Source organism: Blautia sp. TM10-2 (assembly GCF_003480845.1).
GTDB classification, from domain to species: Bacteria; Bacillota; Clostridia; order Lachnospirales; family Lachnospiraceae; genus Fusicatenibacter; species Fusicatenibacter saccharivorans.
The window spans coordinates 12,860-37,549 of sequence record NZ_QUJZ01000004.1; the positions used below are offsets into that span (position 1 = coordinate 12,860).

A 24,690-nucleotide genomic window follows, 5' to 3' on the forward strand; every position below is an offset into this window, starting at 1 on the left:
TAGATAAAAACGCAGGTGTAAAGAAAATCGGTTATGTGGAAGAAAATTAAGTCAGCACAGGAACAAAAAAATACATTTAGGATAAAAAAAGAGTTATGGATTCCGGTATTTGTATTGATGATCGGTTTGGTTGTTCTGGTGAATATAGGCATTCGTGCGGATAGCAGTCAAAGGGATTTGATAAGGTCAAGAGCTGAATTAAACGCAGTAACGTATGCAGATCATATGAAGGCTGATATCGTGAGGGGAATTGATATTACAAATACTTTTGAACAGATTGTTATTAGTGAAAACGGAAAAATTTCCATGTTCTCGAAAGTTGCAGAGAATATGATGGCAGATTATATCCAGAGTATTCAGATCGCACCAGACGGCGTAGTGACTGAGATTTATCCGGAAGACGGAAATGAGGCTGGAAAGATAGATCTTATTTATGATAAAGAACGAGGAAAGATATCTTGTTATGCCAGAGACAATGATGTGATAACCATGCAGGGACCATTTTCTTTGAAACAGGGTGGAACGGGGATTGCTGTAAGAAATCCGGTGTATGTGGAGCAGAAAAATGGCGAAAGGACATTTTGGGGATTTACAATTGTAATTATTCGTGTACCGGATATATTCGCTGATTCTATAAAGTCACTTACCGATTTTAGCTATGAATATAAGTTGTCTAAAAGTATTGCACCGTGGGATGAAACATACGAAGAAGTGTATGGCTCAGTTGTGGAAATGATTGATCCTGTCACATATACTTTCGAATTAGGTGACAGTCAATGGGTTCTGGAAGTGATGCCTGAAAACGGATGGAATAGCAATGAAAAGTTATATAGACTATGGGGCTGCGGTTTACTGATTGTTTTGCTTTTAACTGGATTTGTTTTTATGATTATGTTACTGCACAGGACACAGGAATCGGAAAACACAGTAGTGAAATTAAATAAAAAACTGCAGAAAGCATTGGAGCAGGCGAAAACAGCCAGTGTTGAAAAATCTAATTTTCTGTTTAATATGTCACATGATATACGTACTCCTATGAATGCAGTTATTGGTATGACGTCATTAATAAGACATGATGCAGGAAATAAAGATAAAGTAATAGAGTATGCAGATAAAATAGATATTTCATCCCAGCATCTGTTAGGGATTATTAATGATATTCTGGATATGAGCAAAATTGAGGCAGAAAAAACAGTTTTTAAATACGATGATTTCTCTATTCTGAATTTTATACAGAAAATCAATAATTTATTTCATTCACAGATAGATGAAAAGAAACAGACTCTTACAACAAAGAAAAATATCCGACATGAGTGGGTGAACGGGGATCAGCTTCACCTGATGCAGATTTTCAACAACCTGCTTTCTAATGCAGTGAAGTACACGCAGGAAGGTGGAGAAATTCAGTTTCTGGTAGAAGAATGTGAAACAAATTCATCCGTCTATGCAAAGTACCGTTTCTTAGTCAGGGATAATGGAATAGGAATGTCAGCAGATTTCAAAGATAAAATCTTTGATGCTTTTACCCGTGCCGAAAATTCTGTGACGAATAAGATCCAGGGAACCGGTCTTGGAATGGCTATTACCAGAAATCTGGTTGAAGCAATGGGAGGTACCATTGATGTGGAGAGTGAACTGGGACAGGGAAGTTGTTTTGAGGTTCTCATAGAGCTGAGAATTGCAGAGGATAGAACAGTTGCTCTGGCGGCACAAGAAGACACAGATGAGCAGAATGTACCATCTGTGAAAATGGTGAAGAGGTTTTGAAAGCATTTGAACAGTCTGCTCCGGGGGATTATGACATGATCCTGATGGATGTGCAGATGCCTGTTATGAATGGTTATGAGGCAACAAAGGCAATCCGCAAAAGCTCCCATGAACTGGCAAAGACGATTCCGATCATTGCCATGACTGCGAATGCATTTTCCGAGGATATTCAACATTCCCTGGCAGCTAGTATGAATGCACACGTTTCAAAACCAGTTGAGATGAAAGTACTGGAAAAGACAATCAGAAGCATAAAATCCGGCGGGGGGGGCACCGAACCGCAGGGCATTGAACAGTGACAAATGGTTTTGATACAGTAGTGTAATTTTATTAAATCAGAAGGTTGACAAAGAGATGTATAGAGAAATATATTTGACAGACAGACAGACAGACAGACAGACAGACAGACAGACAGACAGACAGACAGACAGACAGGAGATTTAATATGATTTCGAGAGCAAAGAAATATGTGGCAGTATTACTGGCTTTTGTATGCGTGTGTATGATATTTTCTCCCCAGACTGCATATGCAGCCGAGGACAGTTCGCAGCATGAAACTGTCAAAGTCGGTTTCTTTGCCATGGATGGTTATCATGTGATGGATGAAGAAGGCAACCGCAGTGGGTATGGCTATGATTTTCTTCGGCTGATGGCCCGTTATTGGGATGTAGATTACGAATATGTCGGATATGATCAGAGCTGGGATGATATGCAGCAGATGCTTGAAGATGGCGAGATTGACATGGTAACATCTGCCCGCAAAACACCGGACAGAGAAGAAAAGTTTGATTTTTCACGTCCGATCGGAACCAATTATGGGATGCTGACCGTCCGCAGTGACAACAGCACGATTGTGGACGGCGATTACAGCACTTACAACGGTATGCGTGTGGCGCTTTTGAACGGAAACACCCGGAATGAAGAGTTTGCGGATTTTGCAGACAACAAAGAATTTACATATGTTCCATCTTATTTTGATACGACCGCAGAGATGGAGGAAGCCCTTCAGAGCGAAAAAGTTGATGCGATTGTTACCAGTTCTCTGAGAAAAACAAACAATGAGCGAATCGTGGATAAATTTGGCAGCAGCGATTTCTATGTCATTGTTAAAAAGGGCAATACAGAATTGCTGAATGAGATCAATTATGCGATCGATCAGATGAATGCGGTTGAGGGTGACTGGAAAACGACGCTTTACAATAAAAATTATGAAAGCATAGAAACTAAGAATCTGGAATATACGGAGCAAGAAAAAAGTATTATTGCACAATATTCCAAGGACAACCCGCTTCATGTTCTGTGTGATCCGACCCGTTATCCATATTCTTATAATGAAAATGGTGAGATGAAGGGTATTATCCCGGATTACTTCCGGAAAATTGCAGACTATGCCGGGATTTCCTATGAGTTTCTTACACCTGCCACCAGAGATGAGTATATTGCTTATCAGAAAAATACGGAAACCACAGATATGAGTATCGATGCACGCCTGGAAACAGATAACTATGCTGAGACGAAAAAATGGGGGATTACTGCACCTTTCATTACAATGCAGCTGGCAAGGGTGACACGGCGTGACTTTGATGGAGAAATCAATGTTGTTACTACGGTTGACCAGACAGCATCAAATTCAATTGCAGATGCAATGGCACCTGGTGCAGAAAAGCTGATGTGCAGTACCCGGCAGGAAATGATGGAAGCTGTCCGTAAGGGTAAAGCCGATGCTGCCTTCGTCTACTATTACATGGCACAGGCGTTTGTGAATAGTGACACTACGGGCACCATGACATATACGCTGCTGGAACAGCCTACATTCACCTACCGCATGGTAGTTTCGTCAACAGAGAACCATGCGCTGGCTGGTATTCTGACGAAAGCAATGTATGCCATGCCCCAAAATCTTGTCGAAGATCTAGCAGCACGGTATACCACATACAAAGCAGCAGATCTGACATTTGTTGACTGGATCCGTCTGCATCCTGTTGTTACTGTTTGGGTTCTTCTTATTTTCGGATGGCTGCTGACTACTATGGCTGTGATAGCAATGCGTCTCAGTGCAAGAAAAAAAGCTCAGAAGGCAGCCCAGGAGACGGCTGAGGAAATGGCGGAACTGGCAGAGCATGCGCAGGCTGCAAACAAGGCAAAAACAGCATTTCTGTCACATATGTCCCATGATATGAGAACACCGATGAATGCAATCATGGGATTTACCGGTATTGCAATGAAAAATAATCCGTCAGACGAAGTGAAAAATTGTCTGGAAAAGATTGATGAAAGTTCAGAGTATTTACTGTCGCTGATCAATGATGTATTAGATCTGACTCGCGTGGAAAGTGGAAAAGTGAAATACAATCCGGCACCGGCAGATTTGAAAAGTATCACAGATTCTGCACTGGATATTACAAAAGGCTTTCTTACGAACAGGGATATCAGCTTTAAGATCCAGCGTGAAGAAGCAAAGATCCCAAATGTACTTGTGGATCCTGTACGTCTGCGAGATGTGCTGGTTAATATTCTGAGCAATGCCGTGAAGTTCACTCCGGATGGAGGGACGATTACATTTGAAGCCCGGTGTCAGGAAAAGGGCGGGGATGGATATATAAATATGCGTTACCGCATTTCGGATACTGGTATTGGCATGAGTGAGGAATTTACAAAAGAAGTTTTTGAGGAATTTGCACAGGAAGATTCCGATGTGAGAACGCAGTACCATGGAGCTGGACTGGGGATGGCTATCGTAAAGAAGTATGTAGATATGATGGGTGGAACCATTTCCGTGCGGAGTAAAAAGCATGAGGGAACTACTTTTACTGTGGATATTCCTCTGGAAATTACAGATAAGGAATGTAATAAGTCAGACACAGGTTTTTCTGAAAAGGTAAATCTTACAGGTGTGAATGTTCTTATTGCAGAGGATAATGAACTGAATGCAGAGATTGCTGCCGTGCAGTTGGAAGAGTTCGGGATGAATGTAGAAAGAGCTGTGGATGGAAAGAATGCTGTTGAGATTTTCAGAAATCATCCGAAAGGCACATTTGATGTAATCCTGATGGATATCATGATGCCTGAAATGAATGGTTATGAAGCGGCAAAAGCAATCAGGGCGATGAATGACAGACCGGATGGAAAAAACATTCCTATTATAGCAATGACAGCCAATTCATTTGCAGAAGATGTTCAGGCATCACTGGATGCAGGAATGAACGCACATTTGTCAAAGCCGATTGTGATTGAGGAAGTTATAAAAACGATTTTAAGGTATGTTCATAATGATTAGCAGAGGTTCATGAATTAGTGGAATACAATTGACAGGAGGGCTAAAAGATGACAATGCAGGAGTGCTATAAAGCTATCGGAGGAAATTATGAGGCTGTTTTGGGACGCCTTCACAGCGAAGCACTGATTCAGAGATTTACATTAAAGTTCCTTGAAGACCAGAGTTATCTACAGTTAAAACAGGCATTGGAAAATAAAAATTATGAAGATGCTTTCCGCAGTGCGCACACATTGAAAGGGGTGTGTCAGAATCTTTCCTTTGACCGTCTGTTAGTAAATTGACACAAGTTGGCTGTAGAGTATAATTATAGTAAAAGTACAGCAGAAGCTGTCGCAAAGATATTTATAAAAATGTTGTGGGGGTATTGAACATTAATGAATGTAAAATTAAAATCTGGAAGCAAGCAAGCAAGCAAGCAAGCAAGCAAGCAAGCAAGCAAGCAAGCAAGCAACTGTAGCCCGGAGGGTGGGAGAAAGATGAAGAAGTGCAAATTAGTACAGAATATAAGAAATTTCAAATCTTGTTATTTTATATTTTGCACAATGATATGTTTAGTTGTTTTTCCTGTTTCCACATCTGCCCAAGAAAGATCCAGAGCGGATCTTTATCACAGGAAATACAGGAATTGATGCTTTGCACTATACGGTGCGAAGTGATTTTTATCATCCGGAAACAGAATGGGCAAAAGGCAGCAGACTGATTGCTGTAACAGCACACAGAAGGGAGAATCTGGGAGAGCCCATGCGTGATATGTTCCGGGCTATACGCAGGATCGTGGAAGAATTTACAGATGTGAAGGTTATTTATCCTGTACATTTGAATCCGCAGGTCAGGAAGATCGCAGATGAGGAATTTTGTGGATGCGAGAGAATACACCTGATCGAACCACTGGATGTGGTGGAATTCCATAACCTGATGAAAGTCAGTTATCTGATCATGACAGACAGCGGCGGAATTCAGGAAGAAGCTCCTGCACTGGGAAAACCGGTACTGGTCATGCGGGATACAACAGAGCGTCCGGAAGGTGTGGAAGCAGGAACCTTAAAGCTTGTAGGCACGAAGATGGAGGATATTTACAGAGAATGCAGGCGGCTTCTTACAGAGCCGGAGACATACAGAAAAATGAGTGAGGCTAGAAACCCTTATGGTGATGGGACTGCAAGTATCAAAATCAGAAAAATCCTGGAGGATATAGATGCATAAGCATAAGCAGAGCCAATGCAAAAGAAAAGTGAAACATCGAAAGAATGTGATGGGACTTATTATATTTTGCATAACTGTGTGCATTGTGTTTATGTTTGCTTATTATCAGAACCTGAGAAAAGAAATATCTGTCCGGCAGGAATGGCTGGAAACCGTCCTGACCAGAGAAAAAAAGTGGATCCTTGAGAATCAGGGCCCTGAAGGCGAAATCTATATGAATGGAAGTAAAGCCGGAGATGTTAATCCATACTTTGCATGTATGGCTGCACTGGGGCTTCTGGCAGAAACAAAGAATTGCCCCATGACTGAAACAGAGCAAAAAGCTGTTGGCAGGTATCTGGACTGGCATACTGGGGTTTTGCTGGAAACAGATGGAAAAATGGGAATCTACAGGAAAGAGGGTGGGGAACTTATTTATAAAGAAAAGGCTGATTCCGAAGACGGATATCTTGGTATGTACCTTTTTCTTATGGGAAAATATCTGGAAAAGACAGAAAGTACAGACCTGCCGGAATCCTGGAAAAATGGAATCAGCCTTGCATTAAAAAAGATTCAAAGCCTGATGCAGGATGGAATTACACAGGTTTCAGAAGAAAACACAACAGTTTATCTGATGGATAATCTGGAAGTGTGGAAAGGCCTGTACGAATTGGAACTTGCAGGACTGGAAGATACGCAGGCGATCAGTGAAATTCGTAAAAAGATACAGAAACAGATAGAAAAGATATTCTGGGATGATGCGAATCAAAGATGGAGAATTATCGGAAACAGTGATCGGTATCATCAGACAGAATTTTATCCGGATGGTGTTGCTCAGATTTATCCGCTGATTTATGAATTTCCGGTAAAAGAGAAGAAAAAGCAAAAGGTATTATATGATCAGTTTACGGAAAGGTTTCAGTGGCAGAAACTGAATAAAAAAAGAACTGGCTTTTTGTGGGCAATGACAGGAATGGCTGCTGCGCAGATGAGGGATATCAATAACCTTGTGGAATTAGTAGGAAATTATGAAACAGAATATTGTAAGAAACGAAAATATCCGCTATATACAGGCGAAGCAGGATGGATATGCATGGAATGCGAGAAATTGTATGGATTATATGAAAGAAAAATAAAAACAGCATATTTGCAATATGCAGTTTGCGGATGTTGATGAAGCCCAAAGAACCCGAATCTGATTGCAATCAAGTAAAACGCCGGTTGTGTGAATTTCTGAAAAAACGTGAGGAAGAATTAAGCTCCACGCATGAAAACCTCCAGTTTATTGCCGTGAACCAGGAAGGATACTATTATTCCGATGAGGGTCTGCAGGGCGTGTGGTACGGATCTAAAGATCTGCAGGATGCGGATATCAAAAGCTTTCTGACATCGGACTGGATCACCAATGAAAACCAGATGGTATTTGCCAGAAAACTGCAGAGCCAGCTGGTGGTCGACGGCAGTATCATCACACACTTTATTCTGATCCGTTCGATGGAGGAGATGGCACCGTATTTCAGAAGCAGTGCATTCAGCAACCAGAGCACGACGTATGTGGTGGACAGCAACGGAACGAAGATGTTCGAGGATACCGCTGTCGAGGAGCTGAGGATTCTGGCAGTAATTCTGCTTCTGATCCTGGCATCGGTTCTCTTTGTGACGAAATTCCGGAACAGCAGCCACCCGCTGGCAAAGAAAATCCCGATTCTTGCGATGACAGCCAACGCATTTTCAGAAGATGTGCAGAATGCCTTCAATGCGGGCATGAACGCACACATAGTAAAACCGGTGGATATGAAGGTACTGATAAAAACAGTGTGGAATCTTCAGACGGGCGCCGGAGCGGCAGGAACTTTAAATTGAAAAAATCCGGCAGAGTGTTTATAATGGATGGGAAAAACAAAACAGAAAGGCAATGCCGTTATGCGTAAAATTACAGAATTAAAAGAAAAACAGGAGATTGCGCTTGGAATATTACTGTATCTGGATGAAGTCTGCCGGAAACATCACCTGATCTATTTTGCAGCAGATGGAACTCTGCTCGGGCTGATCCGGCATCAGGGGTTCATTCCGTGGGATGATGATGTGGATGTCTGGATGCCGAGAGCGGATTATGAAAAACTGGAACAGATTGTAAACAGCGAAACGGATACACCGTACCGCGTCATGAATTTTCATAATACAAAGGGTTTCACACTGGCATACGGAAAGCTGGTACACACCGGAACGAGTCTTGTGGAGCACGTGGCAGGAGCTGTGGATACCGGTCTTTTCGTCGACATTTTCCCGTTTGACGGACTGCCGGAAAAAGATACACCGGAGTACGACCGTCACTGGAAAAAGCTGCTGTTTCTGGAAAGCCAGCGGATGAATGCATTCCGCACCTACCGCCAGACCTTAAAAGGAAACAAAGGAAGCTTCGCAAAATGGTGCAAATGGGCGATCCGGAAATGCTATGGAAAAGAGCGGATTCTGCGCGAGATGGAAAAAGAGTGCAGAAAGTACCGCGCGGAGGACTCAAAGTGGGTGGCCTGCCAGTGCGGCGGTTACCGCAAGTCGGACGCGATTCCCAAAACAGCGATCGAAGAGATCGTGCGCCTTCCGTTTGAAGGCCATCTGATCAATGCCCCGGCGGGATATGAGACGTATCTTCACACCCTGTACGGCGATTACCATCAGCTTCCGCCGGAGGATCAGCGTCATCCTGCGCATGTGGGAGATGCCTACTGGCGTTAGAACAGAGAAAAAAGCAGATGAGAGGTAAGCAATGAGTAAAATACTGGTGCTGGGACGTACCATGGACATGGGCGGAACGGAAGTTGCCATGGCAGCGCTGCTGCAGAAACTGGTGGAGAAAAAAGAAGATGTAACGCTTCTTCTGGTCGAAAAAAGAGGCGTTCTGCTGGAGCGGATTCCGAAGGAAGTGGAAGTGCGCCAGATGATCTGGAACAAAAAACCGCATCCGGCTTTGGAACGGATTGTGGGAAAACGGGAGACACCGGCAGAACGGTCTTTCTATGCCAGAGGAATGGGCGTATTTCTGATGCGCGTCGTGTATGGAAAGAAACGGTATGGAAAACTGTATGAACGGATTCTGGAGTGTGTGGAGCCGGAAACAAAACAATACGATCTTGTTTTCGACTTTTTCGGATTCGGTGCGTTCACAACCGCATTCGGAGCCAGAAAGACGAATGCGCGGAAAAAAGCGGTCTGGTTCCACGGAGAAAATCTCTGGTGGCTGTTCCGGACCAGGGACTTTATTCCGGAGTATGATAAAATTTACTGTGTTTCCGAGCCTGTCCGAAAACAGGTCATTGCCCGTTTTCCGGAACTCGCGGACCGGACAGAGGTTCTGCTGAATTTCATTGACATCAAACAGGTGCAGAGACGGAGTGAGGAGCCGCTTAGCGATCCGCAGTACACAGGAGAGCTGAAATTTCTGACGGTGGGAAGAGCTTCGGAAGAAAAAGGATATGATATTGCGGTGCAGATTACGGCGGAGCTGAAAAAACGGGGACTTCGCTTCAAATGGTTCATCATCGGTGATGGAAGAGATCTGAACAAGCTGCGGACCATGGCAAAGGAATATCAGGTGGAGCAGGAAATTATTTTTCTCGGAATGCGCGAAAATCCTGCGCCGTACGTAAAATCCTGCGACCTGTATCTCCAGCCGTCCCGTCACGAAGGCTATCCGATTACGATTGTAGAGGCGAGAAGCCTGCAGAAGGTCATCATCGCTTCCGATATTCCGTCCATGCGCGAGCAGATCCGAGATGGGGAAAACGGATATCTCTGTCCGCTGGATGTGATGCAGTTTGCCGATAAAATCCAGAAAGTGCTGGCAGATCAGGAAGGACGCGATGCGGTCAGAAAGAAGCTGCGGGAGGAACCCATTGATTTTTCAGCGGGATATGCGCAGATAGAAGCGTTTGCAAAAAAATAAAAGAGAAACAGCAAGAAAAAACGCCAGAACCGGCGATAAGATATTTCCGGTTCCGGCGTTTCTTTAGTCCTGGCGTCCCTGCTTGTTTTCATACATATACTTATCTGCTTTGTCAAACAGCATGCGGAGCGTACATTCGTTGTAATCGGTGGAAAGTGCCAAGCGGTGGGAATAGCTGATGCGGAACTGGGTTCCGTAGCTGTTGAACTGTTCGACTTCGTTCTGAAGCTCTGTGAGGATTTCTGTGATGCTTTCGCGGGTTGCATCATAGATGACCGCCATAATTCATCGCCGCCGTATCTTCCTACGAAATGCTTCGCGGGAATCGAGTTTCGCAGCAGCCGGGCAAAGTTCAGAATCAGCTGGTCGCCAATGGAGTGGCCGAGGCTGTCGTTGACGCGTTTCAGGTTGTTCATGTCAAAGACGATACAGGCGGTAGGAGTTTTGATGAATTCCACATTGTGGAACAGCTCTTCGCACTTGCTCTTGTTCGGCAGTCCCGTGTGAAGGTCGATGTAGGCTTTCTGTTCCAGCTGGCGGTTGGCACGGGAAACTTTGACTGCGGCAACCGTTTCATCTGCCATCTGGAAATACGTCTCTCTCATGTCTACCAGACCCGCCGTTCCGTTTTCTCCGGATCCGACCTTCTGAATTTCATTTTTCAGTTTATCCCAGCAGGCAATCTGGACATCCAGTTTTTTCTGATAATCCTTGTCGGAAAGACTCACGAGATCGTAGTGGCCATCCTCGTATTTCAGTCCGCTTAAGATATCGTCCAGGTCTATCTCAAATCCGGAAAGATCCCAGACTTCAATACTCTTTTTTTCCTTCCTGAAGCTCCTTTTTCTCCCCTCGTCCCGCTGAAACATGCTTTCCGCATCCTGAAACAGAAGCCTTCTTTCATCTTTCAGACGGATTACCGTTTCTAAACCGCATTCTTTCAAAGTATTGATAAACGGGGCATTCAGGTACAGCGCATCCGCCACAATCACATCTGCGAAATGACCATGCCTTTTCTTTAAATGCCGGATGAGCCTTTTCGCTCCTGTCAGTTCCCCTTCATCTTTTTCTGAACCATCTCTGGGTTTCAGCATTTCCTGCCCAAAGATCACATGCGGCGATTTTCCTACCGTCATACATACCACACTTCGATGAAAGTATTTTGTCTTCCCCGTCCCGTTCTTCCGGCTCAGGCAGTCTGTACAGGACTTTTTTGTACTGCTGAATAATTCCATCCCATCAATACCTGCCGCAACATATCCGCCTATGGTTCCTTCCCGAAATACGCGGTTGCGTTTCAGAACATCAATCGTCTGCGCGTGAATTTCCTCGATTTCTTTTGGATCAATCCGGGAAAGAAGATCCCTGACTGCATCAACTTTTGGGATTTTTCCACGGATACAGTTTTTCAGTTGTTTCTCCATGCTTTCCGGCGCTGAAAAAATGGTGTGAAAACTTTCATACTGAAGCATCAGGAAAATCAGCACTGGCATAACGATATTAAACAACGGGATGGATTTTCTTTTTCTTTCATCGGATAAACCCTTGATTTTTTGTGGAATTTTGTATACACTTTTCATATAAGTTAGCAGTTTCTTCAATGCTAATTTTTCATTAAGGACACCTTCTTTCGTATGTTTGTGGGGTAACATAATTATACAATAAAAGGTGTCCTTTTTGAGTGTTTATCCGGACTGCGGCACAGATGGCCCGGGCATTTGGTGCTAATTTTACAGCACTGTATGTGCAGACCGCGGAACCGGCAGAGAAAACGCCGGAGGATCAGGCAAGGCTGCAGAAGCATATCCGCCTGGCAGAACAGAGCGGGGCGGAGATTGTAACGACGCACAGCGAGGACATTGCCCTGCAGATTGCAGAATATGCGAGAATTTCCGAAGTAACGCGGATTGTCATTGGAAAAAGCATGATGGATCAGGGATTTTTTCGAAAGAGAAGGGGATGGACCGAACGGCTGACCGATCTGGTGCCGGATTTGGAAATCCATATCATTCCGGATTCCAATATCATTACCATATATCTGGTCGGCGTTATGATGACATCCATTCTGACCAGCGGTTATACCTGCAGCGTAATCAGTTCTGTGATCAGTGTAGTGCTGTTTAACTACTTCCTGACAGAACCTTCTTTTCAATACCAGCCAGCTTCTGCAGAAGGCAGAGGATGCGTCGGAGATTTTTGATATTACAGCGACAAAGCTTGTAAAACTGCTGGGAAGGGATCTGACGGCCGCACCGGCAGGGGCACAGGAGAGCAGAATTGTCCGCGGAACACTTTACAGCGCGCAGACAGGAGGAAAGACGGAAAAAATCTTTGACCCAAGGGAACAGGAAATCATTCAGTGGGTTCTCGACAGCCAGAAAAGAGGAGAAAAATATCTGGATCGCGGTGGAGGACAACGGCCCCGGGATTCCAAAAGAGTCCAGAGAGCATGTGTTTGAGATGTTCTATTCCGGGAAAAATAAAGTAAGCGACAGCCGCAGAAGCCTTGGCCTTGGACGGGCACTCTGCCGTTCGATTGTAAATGCGCACGGCGGGGAGATAGCACTTTATGACTGCGATCCACAGGGCTGCTGCTTTTGATTTAACCTGCCGCTCAGCGAGGTGAATTTGAATGAATAAGACATTAATTCTGGTTGTGGAAGATGATACGCCGGTTCACAACCTGATTACTACGACGTTAAAAACACACGATTATAAGTATATTTCTGCAAAGAACGGTGCGGGTGCCATTATGGAGGCATCCACACATAATCCCGACATTGTTCTGCTCGACCTTGGCCTGCCGGATATTGATGGCGTAGAGGTGATTGAAAAGATTCGAAGCTGGTCGAATATGCCGATTATCGTAATCAGTGCAAGAAGTGAGGACAGCGATAAAATCGAGGCATTGGACGCAGGAGCGGATGATTATCTGACGAAACCGTTTTCTGTGGAGGAACTGCTGGCCCGCCTTCGAGTCACACAGCGCCGTCTGTCCCAGATGCAGGCAGAAAATGGAGTCCAGTCGGCTGTCTTTGAAAATGGCGCACTGCGGATCGAGTACGCAGCGGGGTGCGCATATCTTGACGGAGAGGAACTTCATCTGACCCCAATCGAATACAAGCTGCTCTGCCTGCTGTCGCAGAATGCAGGGAAGGTGCTGACGCATACGTTTATCACACAGAAAATCTGGGGAAGCAGCTGGGAGAATGATATCGCTTCCCTCCGTGTTTTCATGGCGACGCTTCGGAAAAAGCTGGAAAAGAACGGAGAGCAGACGCAGTATATTCAGACGCATATCGGGGTTGGCTACCGGATGCTGAAGGTAGAGTAAAAGAAGAAAAAATTTGACTTTACAGGCCTAAAATGATAGCATAAAGGACAGAGAACGCAGTTTTGGGAGGACGAAAAAACGGATGATGAAAAACCTCGAAGTACTGGAGGAAATAAAAAAACAGGGAAAAAACCTGATTGGGACAAAACGGGATGAATTTGTAAAGCAGAATCTTTTATCGGATGAGTTTATTGAGATGATGCAGAAGAACAAAAAGCCGTTCGATCTTCTGATGTCGTATTATCAGTGCGCCATTATGGAAATCGAGACAAAGTTCCGGGTGCTGAATCAGGAATACTCGCTTTCCTATGACCAGAACCCGATCGAAGGAATCAAAACAAGGGTCAAATCGTATGAGAGCATTATGCGGAAAATCCGCGTGAAAGACATCCCGGTCACACTGGAGTCTATCGAGGAAAATATCCGCGATATCGCCGGTGTGCGCGTGATCTGTTCTTTTCCAAGCGATATTTATAAGCTGGCAGACAGTTTTCTGAAACAGGATGACATTACGCTGATTGAGCGGAAGGACTATATTCAGCATCCGAAGGAGAGCGGCTACCGCAGTCTTCATCTGATCGTTCAGGTGCCGATCTTTTTACAGGATACAAAGAAACTGGTTTACGTGGAAGTACAGTTCCGTACGATCGCGATGGATTTCTGGGCGAGTCTGGAGCACAAGATGCGCTACAAGAAAAATATTCCCGAAAATCATGTCAAATATCTGCAGGATGAACTCTACGACTGCGCAAGACAGAGCGCGGAGCTGGATAACCGTATGCAGAATATCCGGAATCTGATTGCAGAGGAAGCAGAAGAGGAAGAGTGCGATACGCTTGCAATGCTGCCGATGAAATAGAGAACGGATTTGGGAGTTGGAGAAAAAGAGCATAAAAATACGCCGCAGGTCTAGTGATCAGATCTGCGGCGTATTTTTGCTCATGCTTCTTTCGAATAATGAATATGCTGCAATTTCCATTTCTCGTCCTCTTTGACGGCGACCTGTGTCTCGAGTCCGCGGATGCCGTACGAAGTGCCATCCTCACGGCGGATGCATTCGGTGTGGTAAGAGAAAAGGATGAGAGCTGTGTTTTCGTTGATCAGACGCGGTTCAATTTTATCTGTGCGGAACAGGATGGAAAAATCAAGCGAAGGTTCATAAGCGGCTTGCGCGGCTCGATTCGGTTAAAAAATCAGCTCCTGTTCCCGAAAGAGCGAATCAACGGCCTCTTCATACTCGGCAAGGCGATTTGCTTTTTTGATCTTTTTCAGATACTTCTGGGGATTCGTAAACGATGTTCCGAGGTAAATCCACAGTGCCTTTAATTTAAACAGCACATTTTTATCCCCGGAAATAACGCGCGCATAGCCGGCACAGAGATCTTCGCAGAATGCGCGCAGCAGCTCCTTATCTGCCGGAGCTAAATTTTCACTGCTGGCAGGATCTGTACTGCGCAGCATCCCGATCAACCAGGGGTTCTGCAGCACCCCGCGGCCGAGCATGACCTTTTCCGTCAAGGGAAAATCATGGCAGAGCTTCTGAAAATCAGCGGTTGAGAAAAGATCCCCATTGTAGCACAGCGAGTGGCGGCTCGTCTCATATGTTGTCCGATAACACTCCATGCGCGGCGTATATTTGTAGAAATCTTTCTGAATCCGCGGATGAATAATCAGCTCTTCCAGCGGATATTTGTCATAAATCGCAAGCAGCGTCTCCCACTCATCGGTGTCGGTTGTGCCAAGTCTTGTCTTGATGGAAATCCGGCAGTCGCAGGACGAAAAGATTTCATCGAGAAATGCATCGAGTGTATGCGGCCACGCAAGCAATCCGGAGCCGCGCCGCTTGGCGACAACCGTGCCGGACGGACAGCCAAGGTTCAGATTGACGGTATCGTAGCCGTACTCCTTCAGTTCTTTTGTCAGAGAAAGAAAGTCCTCCGCCTGGTTTGTGAGAATCTGCGGGATCACCGTCATCCCTTCGTTATGCTCCGGGAGAATGTCATTGCGCTCGCGGGAGCTCATCTTTTTATTTGTAATAAATGGCGTGAAATAACGGTCAGCCGCCGGAAAATATTTGTGGTAGGCGCTCCGGTACACATATCCGGTCAGCCCTTCCATCGGGGCGAGATAAAATTGCATGATGATAAAATCCTTTCAAAAAAATCGGTTTTCCAATACGAAAAGTGTATCATAAAACTGCCGGAAGGGACAGAAAAAAATGAAAGTAAAATAATATCTACTAAACAAGTAAGAGGTTAAAAGAAGAAGCCGGTGCGACGTCTGTTTTACAATGTGTGATGAGATGTAGAAAAAATCCGATACAGAATCTTTTTTTGAGGGGTCCTCAAAGATTTCTGTACCGGATTTTTCTAATTCTGCATATGAATCTGCTCGCCCGTCACCGGCGCAAAGCAGCGAAGCGTTTCGCCATCGAGATTCTCGCGGTGCATATCAACCGCAGAAATCTGATGATTGTCATACGTCGTATAATAGTAAATTCCCTGCGTCGCATTGCAGCAGGAAGTATAGAGCGTGATCTCATACTTTCCGTCCGCCACCTCGCAGCATCCTCTCTGCTGGTCGACAGAATTTAAAATATGGAAAAACTGGCTGACACTCTCCGTTTCGCTGTTTCCCGAGATCGAGTTCTGCTTTACAAACGCCACGCGTGCAAAGCGGGAAGCAGACGAGAGGTCGCCCGGCAGTCCAAGACCGCCCATGCCACGGCTGTACGTAGAAAGATCGAGCTGGTTGGAAAACGTGTTGGCCGGCTGTTTTGGTGACAGATGCAGGTAATTGTTCAGTGAGAACATCTGCATTGGAAACGGCGGATTGTTTGTCAGAACGCCGACCGGATTGTCGTAGACATGCAGACCGTCCGCCGTGGATTCCACGGTGATGGCACCCGATGCATCTGCGATGATCCAGTGAAGCTGTGCGAGCGGAAGATTCTTTTTAAAAGGTGTGCTGATGAGATTGATACGGGAGAGGGATTCTTTTGCTTCCGCAAGCGAAGCACATGTACCGAGAATCCACGGGATCAGCTCGAACTGCGCGATATTGTCTTTCTCCGGTTTCGGATCGAAATAAACGGCATTTCCTACAAAATTAAGGCCGGCGATACCAAGCCCTTTTTCATTGAACGCCTCATAATAGAGCGGGTAATCATCCATCACACACGCCATGCCGATCATTGCATAGTGATGGGAAAGGGACGGCATATGAAGAAAGGAAAACGGGTAATTGCGAGGTGTGACGGTGATCTGGTCGCCATAGGAAAATTCATAATCGAGTGTGCGGCCCATATAAAAGTCGCGTGTTTGATAGGTTGCTGCTGTACACATAGAAAAACTCCTTTCGATGGATGATTTGTCATTGCTGTAAGGTATCATAGCACAGAAGCGGAGGAACGAACAGGAGAAAAATATGAAAAAAGTATAAAAAAGAATCCTGCCAGGCAGGATTCTTCAGATCAGTCATAGATTTTGTGATTTGAAACATTCACCGGGCAGGAAGAGGTGGATTTAAGCATGATATTTCCGGAAGTGTTCTATGACAGCAACGGATTCTGCACTGACAGGTTTCGGAACAGCGGACGGTTTTGCAAGAAAATAGCCCTGCAGGAGATCAACATCCAGTTCCAGTACCTTCAAAAGTTCAGCTGGAGTTTCCAGACCCTCGGCAATGATTTTCATGCCTCTTTGATGTGCATAGGAAACAATATTTTCTACGATCTGCTGCTTGTCCGGATCGGAGTCGATATCGCGGATGATGGAAAGATCCAGCTTGATATACGCCGGTGCAAGCTCCAGAAGCGTTTTTTCATTGCTGTAGCCGCTGCCGTAGTCATCCAGGGCAAATACACCGGAAAATCCCGGCATCTCACGTTTTTTCAACAGAGCTGTAAGATCCGGTGAATCCTCCTCTGTGATCTCGATGACAATCCGATCCTGAAGAAAGCTGTATTGTTCGACGTAAGCCACTGACTCATCGTGATTCATGTATTGGCTTGCAATCGAATTGACAAAGAGAAGCTCATCACCGCGTATCTGATGGGTGGAGAGGAATGTGGCATAGGATTTTGCAGAGAGAAACATAGTCAGACGTTCTATTTCATGCAGGCACTCTTCCTCGTGAGCCAGCTGCAGGATCTGATCCGGACGAGTAAGTGCCGGGAGATTTCCGCGCATCAGCGCCTCGTAGGCGTAGATACTGCCGTCCGCAGCGGAAACAATTGGCTGGAAGTAATACGTAAACAGCTCTTCATTCAACATTTTATGGAACAGGCGGCGCATCTCGGTTTCCTTTGCGTTTTTTGTAAAAAGCTCCGGATCGAATTCGGTAATGTACCCTTTTTCTGCTTTCTTTACCTGGTACATTGCGAAATCCGCATATTTTTTCAGCGTAGACAGATCTGTACTGTTTTCCGGATACCAGGAAACTCCGCCGGAAAGGCGAAGGGGCAGTTTACGACCACTTGGCAGCTCCAGGGCTGTATTTGAAACCGCAAGGGAAAGATTCTGCAGAAGTGCTCGAATTTCTTCCTGCGATTGGTAGCCGTAGAACAGAAGATTAAATTCATCGCCGGAAATACGGGCACAGAGCGTTTTAGCCGGCACAGAGGAGATAAAACACTGTCCTGCCTGCCGGATATAGGCATCGCCCCAGTCGTGGCCGAAGGTGTCGTTGGTGCGTTTTAGATTGTCAAGGTCGATCATCAGAAGGGCAGCGTGACCGAGAACTTCCGAATGCTCAAAAAGAGCTTCACTTTCCCGTTGAAACGCGCGTCGATTGTAGAGACCGGTCAATGCATCGTAATCACGCTCGTGCTCTATGCGCTGCCGTTCCAGCATAACGGAGGTAAAATCTTCGACAAGTCCGATCTGCGCATAGCCCTCGCGGGAGGTCTCCATACGGATGTAGCGGATTGTTCCGTCAGAAAATGAAATTTCATACACCTTAGAATGCCCGACCCATACGGTATGAGAATGTGTCTGGTCAAATTCACGCAGCATCTGCTGGAAATACCGGGTGGAAAGCCCGGAGACATCTTCAGATGGAAGGTTGAGCATGGGAAAAAAGTTCTTTGTGACATAGACCGTGTTGAGATCAAAACGCATCTCATAGCCACCCAGTTCAATACTTGCCATTTCCATGATACGCAGGAATTTTGTGGAGGTTGTCAGAATAATGTGGATACTGCCGTCATCGGAAAAGTCATCTTCTTCCAGGTAATTGGGAAGATAGGCAGCCTTTTCTTTCTCTGTAAGATAAGGGGAAAGATCAACGACCTGTCCCATCTGCTCAAGCGTATAGGCGGTATCGGCGTAGGCGGAAAAAATATTTGGCATGGCAAGGGCACCAATCCTTCCTTTGGCGGCATCGAGAACATTTTTTCCCAGGTCATTGATGCTGCCCTGACTGGAGGCTTCGACCGTAATATGCTCTTTTTTTCCGATCGTTGTATTGAATTCCTCAACAAGACGTTCAAAGGAAGCTAACTGATCTCCGTTGTAATACGTCCATACGGTCAGCGTAACGGGTTTGTCGGAGGCGCGGCATCCGCCAAGAAGCGATACAGCGAGAACAGAACTCAAAAGAAAGGTTGTGACTTGATTTGAAAGAATTATAACATAAAGGAACAGGAGCCGCAATCGAAATTAAGCCGTGGAACAGAAAAGTTGTTACAGTTCACTGGTTCCCAGCGAACTGTAACATTCGCAGCCCTCATTTAAAGTTTTGCTTCGCAAAAGGAGGGCTGCTCACGCCTGAATCACTTTCTTACGCAGCGAAACAGCAAGTGTTTCACTGCTGAGTGAACAGTAACGAAAAGTTACCTGTTGTTTGCCGGGTACCGGTGAAGTGTAATGCAGCAGGAAAGAATCCGGTAAAGGAAAAAAGCTCCGCCGGAAAAAAAGGTGGTATTTCCGGTGGAGCTCTGTGAAAAAAGTGATCAGAATTTTACTGATGATAATAAGAGAGGAAGTCGGTGATCTTTTCAACCGCATCCTTTAAAACTTCAATTCGCGGCAGGTAAACAACGCGGAAGTGATCCGGCTGTCCCCAGTTGAAGCCGCCGCCGTGGACGATCAGAAGTTTTTTGTCGCGCAGCAGATCGAGAGCAAATTTTTCGTCGTTTGTGATATTGAACTTTTTCGTGTCAATTTTCGGGAACATGTAGAACGCAGCTTTTGGTTTGACTGCGGTGATACCCGGAATATCGCAGAATGCCTTGTAAACGTATTCGCGCTGCTCGTAAATCCGTCCGCCCGGAATGATGTAGTCGTTGACACTCTGGTGGCCGCCAAGAGCGGTCTGGACAACGGACTGTGCCGGAACATTGGAGCAGAGACGCATGTTGGAGAGCATTTTGAGCCCTTCAATATAGTCCTTTGCGATAGCTTTATTTCCACTTAAGATCATCCAGCCGATACGGAAGCCTGCGATCATGTGCGATTTGGAAAGACCACTGAAGGTGACACAGAACAGATCCGGTGCGAGGGATGCAATAGAAACATGCTCGAGACCGTCCATGACGAGCCGGTCATAAATTTCATCGGAAAAGATGATCAGCTGATGTTCTCTGGCAAGCTCGACAATCTGCTGCAGTACCTCTTTCGGATAGAGTGCACCGGTCGGGTTATTCGGATTGATGATAACAATCGCTTTTGTGCGGTCGGTGATCTTCTTTCGCATATCATCGATGTCCGGATACCATTCGGACTGTTCGTCGCAGATGTAGTGGACGGCTTTTCCGCCGGCCAGCGTTGCGCAGGCAGTCCAGAGAGGGTAATCCGGGGATGGGATGAGGATTTCATCCCCGTCATCCAGAAGAGCGGACATACAGAGGTTGATCAGCTCACTGACGCCGTTTCCTGTATAAATATCATCAATAGAAACATTTGGCAGTTTCTTTAACTGTGCGTATTGCATGATTGCTTTTCTTGCGGAGAAAAGTCCCTGGGAAGGAGAGTAGCCCTCACAGTCGGTAAGCTGATGACTCATGTCGTAGATGACCTCATCCGGGGTACGGAAACCAAAAGGAGCCGGATTTCCAATGTTCAGCTTCAGAACCTGCGTGCCGCACGCTTCCATGCGGTTGGCTTCTTCTACGACAGGTCCGCGGACATCATATAAGACATTGTCGAGTTTTGATGATTTTTTAAATTCTCGCATAGGGGAACCTCCTGTTTTTTTCTGGGAAAGAGAAGCAGCAGATGGATCAGAACAAGATTCTGTCGAATCAGAAACCGTATCTGCCGTATAGTTTACTGTGGAATCTTTTGCAAGCAGCCAGTCGGGATCGACCTGGAGCACATCGGCCAGAAAGTGAAGAATGTCGGAGCGCGGAACCGTTTTTCCGCTGACATACTGGCTGACATGGCTTTTTCCAAGCTTCACACCGCGCCGCTGGGCCGCTCGGATCAAATCGACCTGCTTGAACTGTTTCGCCTGCATGGCCAGTTTCAGACGGTCGGAAAAGGTTTCATTTGTCATAGAAAATCTCCTTAAGATAGAATACAAAATAAAAAAAAGTTCAAAACTGTGCTTATTGTAGCATGGACAAGAAAAAAGTTCAATAGAAAAACTGAAAATTGTAAAAATGTTGAAAAGTTCAAAATTAAAGCGAAACAAGTTCAATTATAATATTGTCTATTCTGTACAGGTAAAGCGTTAAACCTTGCGCATTTTGCAAATTGACAAACGATGAGATTTCGGTAGAATAAAAAAATAGGATGTTATGCGTTTCTGTTGGGATCCGCCAACAGAAACGAGAGTACATTGGGAGAAAAAGGGAGGAAAATGTATGGGGGAAGGTCATAAAAAATTGAATATTTCCGACTGTATGGGACTTGCGATCGGACAGATCATCGGTTCAGGCATCATGGTATTGACAGGAATCGTCATCGGTCTGACAGGACACGGCATTGCCGCAGCGTTTATTTTAGGTGCCGTGCTTGCCATTATCACCTGTGTACCGTTCATCATCCTGACGTCCGCAATCCCGTCATCAGGCGCCGGCTTTACTTACATCCGACGATTGATGGGTGAAAAAGCCGGCTTTATGTACATTGCGATGTTTGTCTTAAGCCAGGTTCTGATCGCAACGTACGCGAAAGGCTTTGCAAGCTATTTCTGCTCGATTTTTCCGCAGTTTGGCGAGTCGGCTGTCGCAATGGCAGCACTTGTAATCTGTACCGCTGTCAATCTCATCGGACTGAAATCGAGCGCACTGGTGCAAAAGGGCATGGTTGTGCTGCTGCTTTTAAGCCTGTTCTTATTTATTGTATTCGGGTTGCCCAAAGTAAGCTGGGATGCCCTGACACCGACGGTATCCAACCTGATGCCGAACGGTCCGAAGAACTTTTTCACAGGCGTGGCACTTTTGAGTTTTGCGTGCGGAGGCGCAAAATTCGTTGCGGAGAACGGAGACGATATTGTGGAGCCGTCCCGCACGATTCCAAAGGTTATCGTGCTTTCCACGAGTATCGTTGCTGTATTCTATGTGCTGATCGGTATCGTGGCAGGCGGCGTGCTTCCGGTCGAAACGGTTGCATTTCAGAATCTGACGCTTGTCGCACAGGAGATTTTTCCAACCTGGATGTACCTGTTTTTCGTGTTCGGTGGTGCCGTATTTGCGCTGCTTACCACCCTGAACGGAACCTTGAGCTGGGTGACAAGAGGACTGCAGGCTGCCGCAAAACAGGGCTGGCTGCCGGAAAAAACCGCGGAGGAGAATAAAAACGGTGTTCCGGTGATCCTTCTGATGGTCTTTTTCCTGATGGGCGCTATTCCGATTCTTACGGGAATGGATCTGACATTGATTTCAAACATGGGTGTCGGAACCGATATGGTGACGGAATTTATGGTACTCCTGGCCTGCTGGCGTCTGCCGGATATCTTCCCGGAAGAGTATCAGAAATCTGCGTTTTGTATGAAAAAGCGGACACTTCACATTCTGCTGTTTTTCATCGGCATTCTGATGATCGGAACCTCGTATGTCAATCTGTCGGATCTTACGGTTCCCGCGGCGATCGCATGCGGCATCTATATTCTGGTGATGTTTGTTTACACGCAGGTCCGATACCCGTATGTGAAGGCAAAACAGGAAAAGAAAGAAGACAAATAAAGAAGAGAAATGGAGAAGAAACATGAGGGCAACAACAAAAGAGCAGGGCTTTTACAGCCAGATTTTTAAGCTGGTTCTGCCGATTGTGATTCAGAATCTTTTAAGCGCGGCAGTCAACTCTGCCGATGTCGTGATGCTGAACTACGTGGGACAGTCCGCTATTTCCGCGGTATCCCTGGCATCCAACTATGCAAATGTATTATTTATGGTTTATTACGGACTGGGAACAGGAGCAACACTTCTGTGTGCCCAGTACTTTGGAAAAGGCAATATGCGAGCAATTCAGACTGTCGAGGGAATCGCACTTCGATTCTCCGTCATCATCTCCGTCGTTGTGGCAGGAATTGCTTTTACCATGCCACAGATGATGATGCGTCTGTTTACAGATAATGCGGAACTGATCCGGATCGGTGCTTCGTATCTGCGCGTCATGGGTGTGACCTACCTGTGCTGGGGCATTACGGAGATCTATCTTGCGGTGCTTCGAAGCCTCGGCCGTGTGACGATCAGCATGGCGATGAATATGATGGCATTCGCACTGAACGTATTTTTCAACGCATGCTTCATTTTTGGTCTCTTCGGATTTCCGAAGCTTGGAGCAACCGGCGTTGCAATCGCAACGGCGATGTCGCGTGTCATTGAACTGATCGGCTGCGTGATTGTATCAATTATGAGTAAGGATATCAAGCTCGATCTGCGGTACATGTTCATCCGCAACAAGCTGCTGTTTTCCGATTTTGTGAAGCTGTCACTTCCGGCGCTTGGAAATGATCTTTCCTGGGGCGTTGCATTTTCGATGTATTCTGTGATCCTGGGCCATCTGGGAAGCGATGCGGTAGCGGCAAACTCGCTCGTTGTCGTTGTAAGAAATATCGGAACCGTGCTGTGCTTTGGTGTGGCAAGTGCAGGCGGTATTCTGCTTGGAAATGTTATGGGAGAAGGAAATCTGGAAAAGGCGAAGGAATATGCATCGAAACTGCTGAAGCTGACGGTTGTTACCGGAGCTGTGGGCGGACTGGTTGTACTGGGTATCACGCCGTTTGTACTGAAGTTTGCTTCTTTAAATGAGACCGCGATGCATTATCTGAAATATATGCTGCTGATTAACACCTATTATATTATGGGGACTGCCGTCAACACAACGCTGATTGCCGGAGTATTCCGTGCCGGAGGTGACACAAAGTTCGGACTGGTCTGCGATACGATTGATATGTGGTGCTACGCGGTGCCGCTTGGATTTATTGCAGCGTTTGTCTTCAAGCTTCCTGTCCTTGTGGTTTATTTCCTGCTGTGTACAGACGAGTTTGTAAAATGGCCGTGGGTTCTGAAACGGTATAAGAGCGGACTGTGGGCAAAAAACATTACGCGGGATCACCTGTTTGAGGATGAAGAAAAAGAATAGATGATATAGAAAAAAGACATCTGCAGGGATGAAAAATCACTTCGCCAGATGTCTTTTTCAAACACGCTCTAACTGTGCTGCAAGAGTCAAAGAAACAACAGCGGAAAGTCAGAATGGTTATAGCATAACGGATCGGAAACTGGTATGATCAGACCGTAAAAGGATAGTGCAAAAGTTTTAAAGAACGGTATATCCTTTGCTCTTTAAGCTTGCTTCTGTCTCGTACACATCCGGTACATGGAACACCATGATCGGGCAGCCGGACTCACGGTTGAAGGAGAGATAGATATAGTCGATGCTGATATTTGTCTCAAGCAGTGTTTTCAGAAGGGAATTTAAGTTGCCCGGCTGATCGACGACTTCAACACCGAGTACATCCGTCTGGCGTGTCATGTAACCGGCAGCCTGAAGCGCCTGCTCTGCTTTATCCGGATCGGAAACGACCATGCGGACAATGCCGTACTCTGCGCTGTCGTTGTTGACAGAACCTAAAATATTGACGTCGTTTTCAAACAGAATCTGTGTGATCTGCTGCATCGTGCCTTTTTTATTTTCTGCGAAAATAGAAAGTTGTTTTAACATAATGGGGGCCTCCTAAAATTGATCTCTGATTCCATTATACTGCCAAAATCAAACGCGTCAACGAATTTTGTAA

The 24,690-nt window shown here is 45.7% G+C and carries 20 protein-coding genes and 1 pseudogene; 15 read left to right on the forward strand and 6 right to left on the reverse strand.

All coding sequences use genetic code 11. The features are described 5' to 3' along the window. Nucleotides 1–33: 33 nt before the first annotated feature. The 9 genes and pseudogenes from DXD92_RS18915 (at nucleotide 34) to DXD92_RS04785 (ending at nucleotide 10,169) form a co-directional block, all read left to right on the forward strand. Nucleotides 34–1,767 carry a sensor histidine kinase gene (locus tag DXD92_RS18915; RefSeq protein ID WP_243104839.1) on the forward strand — a complete coding sequence of 578 codons (1,734 nt, stop codon included), beginning with the start codon at nucleotides 34–36 and terminating at the stop codon, nucleotides 1,765–1,767. Next, nucleotides 1,764–2,066, forward strand: a complete 303-nt coding sequence (locus tag DXD92_RS18920; protein WP_243104840.1) for a response regulator — start codon at nucleotides 1,764–1,766, stop codon at nucleotides 2,064–2,066. The genes DXD92_RS18915 and DXD92_RS18920 overlap by 4 nt, the downstream gene beginning before the upstream one ends. A 146-nt stretch (nucleotides 2,067–2,212) precedes the next feature. Further along, a complete protein-coding gene (locus DXD92_RS04755) occupies nucleotides 2,213–5,044 on the forward strand; it encodes a transporter substrate-binding domain-containing protein (protein ID WP_118640200.1) in 2,832 nt (943 codons plus the stop codon). Between the two features lie 47 nt (nucleotides 5,045–5,091). Further along, nucleotides 5,092–5,325 (forward strand): Hpt domain-containing protein, encoded by a 234-nt coding sequence (locus DXD92_RS04760; RefSeq protein ID WP_238061014.1) that lies wholly within the window; start codon nucleotides 5,092–5,094, stop codon nucleotides 5,323–5,325. A gap of 304 nt (nucleotides 5,326–5,629) precedes the next feature. After that, nucleotides 5,630–6,247, forward strand: a pseudogene (gene wecB / locus DXD92_RS04765) (non-hydrolyzing UDP-N-acetylglucosamine 2-epimerase); the annotation flags it as partial. Between the two features lie 214 nt (nucleotides 6,248–6,461). Continuing rightward, on the forward strand, nucleotides 6,462–7,400 hold the full coding sequence (locus tag DXD92_RS04770; RefSeq protein WP_147326095.1) for a hypothetical protein: 939 nt from the start codon (nucleotides 6,462–6,464) through the stop codon (nucleotides 7,398–7,400). Further along, entirely contained in the window at nucleotides 7,400–8,089 is a 690-nt protein-coding gene (locus DXD92_RS19630) for a response regulator (protein ID WP_158581767.1), read from the forward strand. The genes DXD92_RS04770 and DXD92_RS19630 overlap by 1 nt, the downstream gene beginning before the upstream one ends. A 27-nt stretch (nucleotides 8,090–8,116) precedes the next feature. Further along, the gene (locus DXD92_RS04780) at nucleotides 8,117–8,962 is read left to right on the forward strand and encodes a LicD family protein (RefSeq protein WP_022461471.1); all 846 of its coding nucleotides are present in this window, start codon (nucleotides 8,117–8,119) and stop codon (nucleotides 8,960–8,962) included. Between the two features lie 31 nt (nucleotides 8,963–8,993). Then, on the forward strand, nucleotides 8,994–10,169 hold the full coding sequence (locus tag DXD92_RS04785; protein WP_117760761.1) for a glycosyltransferase: 1,176 nt from the start codon (nucleotides 8,994–8,996) through the stop codon (nucleotides 10,167–10,169). On the opposite strand, the gene DXD92_RS04790 is transcribed toward DXD92_RS04785, so the two are convergent. Then, the gene (locus tag DXD92_RS04790; protein ID WP_118640202.1) at nucleotides 10,073–11,749 is read right to left on the reverse strand and encodes a diguanylate cyclase; all 1,677 of its coding nucleotides are present in this window, start codon (nucleotides 11,747–11,749) and stop codon (nucleotides 10,073–10,075) included. The two genes, DXD92_RS04785 and DXD92_RS04790, sit on opposite strands and share 97 nt — an antisense overlap. A gap of 101 nt (nucleotides 11,750–11,850) precedes the next feature. On the opposite strand from DXD92_RS04790, the gene DXD92_RS04795 reads away from it, so the two are divergent. The 4 genes from DXD92_RS04795 (at nucleotide 11,851) to DXD92_RS04810 (ending at nucleotide 14,362) form a co-directional block, all read left to right on the forward strand. Further along, a complete protein-coding gene (locus DXD92_RS04795) occupies nucleotides 11,851–12,369 on the forward strand; it encodes a DUF4118 domain-containing protein (protein WP_118640203.1) in 519 nt (172 codons plus the stop codon). Between the two features lie 131 nt (nucleotides 12,370–12,500). Then, nucleotides 12,501–12,770, forward strand: coding sequence for a sensor histidine kinase (locus tag DXD92_RS04800; protein WP_243104841.1), 270 nt, complete (start codon nucleotides 12,501–12,503; stop codon nucleotides 12,768–12,770). Between the two features lie 31 nt (nucleotides 12,771–12,801). Then, entirely contained in the window at nucleotides 12,802–13,503 is a 702-nt protein-coding gene (locus DXD92_RS04805) for a response regulator (RefSeq protein WP_022461465.1), read from the forward strand. An 82-nt stretch (nucleotides 13,504–13,585) separates the two neighbouring features. Beyond that, nucleotides 13,586–14,362 carry a GTP pyrophosphokinase gene (locus tag DXD92_RS04810; RefSeq protein WP_055227650.1) on the forward strand — a complete coding sequence of 259 codons (777 nt, stop codon included), beginning with the start codon at nucleotides 13,586–13,588 and terminating at the stop codon, nucleotides 14,360–14,362. 326 nt (nucleotides 14,363–14,688) lie between these two features. Here DXD92_RS04810 and DXD92_RS04815 read toward each other — a convergent pair whose 3' ends face one another. The 4 genes from DXD92_RS04815 to DXD92_RS04830 form a co-directional block, all read right to left on the reverse strand. Further along, a complete protein-coding gene (locus DXD92_RS04815; protein ID WP_118640205.1) occupies nucleotides 14,689–15,642 on the reverse strand; it encodes a tRNA dihydrouridine synthase in 954 nt (317 codons plus the stop codon). A 230-nt stretch (nucleotides 15,643–15,872) separates the two neighbouring features. After that, nucleotides 15,873–16,847 carry a choloylglycine hydrolase gene (gene bsh, locus DXD92_RS04820; protein WP_055219508.1) on the reverse strand — a complete coding sequence of 325 codons (975 nt, stop codon included), beginning with the start codon at nucleotides 16,845–16,847 and terminating at the stop codon, nucleotides 15,873–15,875. 180 nt (nucleotides 16,848–17,027) lie between these two features. Continuing rightward, nucleotides 17,028–19,100, reverse strand: a complete 2,073-nt coding sequence (locus DXD92_RS04825; RefSeq protein ID WP_118640206.1) for an EAL domain-containing protein — start codon at nucleotides 19,098–19,100, stop codon at nucleotides 17,028–17,030. Nucleotides 19,101–19,464: 364 nt separating this feature from the next. Beyond that, on the reverse strand, nucleotides 19,465–21,000 hold the full coding sequence (locus DXD92_RS04830; protein WP_118600571.1) for an aminotransferase class I/II-fold pyridoxal phosphate-dependent enzyme: 1,536 nt from the start codon (nucleotides 20,998–21,000) through the stop codon (nucleotides 19,465–19,467). A 310-nt stretch (nucleotides 21,001–21,310) separates the two neighbouring features. Between DXD92_RS04830 and DXD92_RS04835 the strand changes: the two genes are divergently transcribed. Both DXD92_RS04835 and DXD92_RS04840 read left to right on the forward strand, forming a co-directional pair. After that, entirely contained in the window at nucleotides 21,311–22,633 is a 1,323-nt protein-coding gene (locus tag DXD92_RS04835; protein WP_158581768.1) for an APC family permease, read from the forward strand. Between the two features lie 22 nt (nucleotides 22,634–22,655). After that, entirely contained in the window at nucleotides 22,656–24,035 is a 1,380-nt protein-coding gene (locus DXD92_RS04840) for an MATE family efflux transporter (protein WP_117814479.1), read from the forward strand. A 177-nt stretch (nucleotides 24,036–24,212) separates the two neighbouring features. Here the strand turns inward: DXD92_RS04840 and DXD92_RS04845 are convergent, their stop codons facing one another. Next, on the reverse strand, nucleotides 24,213–24,617 hold the full coding sequence (locus tag DXD92_RS04845) for an amino acid-binding protein (RefSeq protein WP_117801750.1): 405 nt from the start codon (nucleotides 24,615–24,617) through the stop codon (nucleotides 24,213–24,215). Nucleotides 24,618–24,690 lie beyond the last annotated feature (73 nt).